1 protein-coding gene is annotated in these 581 nt (G+C 48.5%); it reads left to right on the forward strand.

Annotated elements, in window-relative coordinates:
- Positions 1 to 581 (forward strand): IS3 family transposase (locus ACCI51_RS19445; protein ID WP_371845087.1); only part of this gene is annotated, 581 nt, incomplete at both ends.

The following is a 581-nucleotide window of genomic DNA, read 5'->3' on the forward strand; positions in this document are numbered from 1 at the left end:
TCAAGATCGGCCGATCAATCCAAGCGCCAGCAGTACCGAATGCAGCTTGATGGTTTGGTACAGCAGCGCTTTATAGCCAGTAAAGAACGTAGTGGCGCCCCTCGCCTGACGAGGGAGTTGGCCAGTGAGGGGAGCAAATATAATCAAAAAACAGTTGCTGCCAGCATGCGTCGACAGGGCCTACGAACTAAAGCCGCCAAGAGATATAAAGCCACAACCTACTCAAAACATGGTCTGCCAGTGGCCCCAAATCTGCTCGAGCAGAACTTCAATGCTGAAGCGCCGAATCAGAAATGGGTCGGGGATATTACCTACCTACGAACAGAAGAGGGTTGGTTATATCTAGCTGTAGTGATAGACCTCTATAGTCGGCTGATTATTGGTTGGGCGATGTCGGAAACGATGACGGCTAGATTGGTCTGTGACGCCCTTCAAATGGCTCTATGGCGACGTAAGAAACCGACGAATGTTATCGTACATACTGACAGGGGAAGCCAGTATTGCTCTAAAGATTATCAATCTTTAATTACAGCGTATGATCTGCGGTGCAGCATGAGCGCCAAAGGTAATTGCTATGATAA

The organism is Microbulbifer echini, assembly GCF_041447225.1.
GTDB lineage: Bacteria > Pseudomonadota > Gammaproteobacteria > Pseudomonadales > Cellvibrionaceae > Microbulbifer > Microbulbifer echini.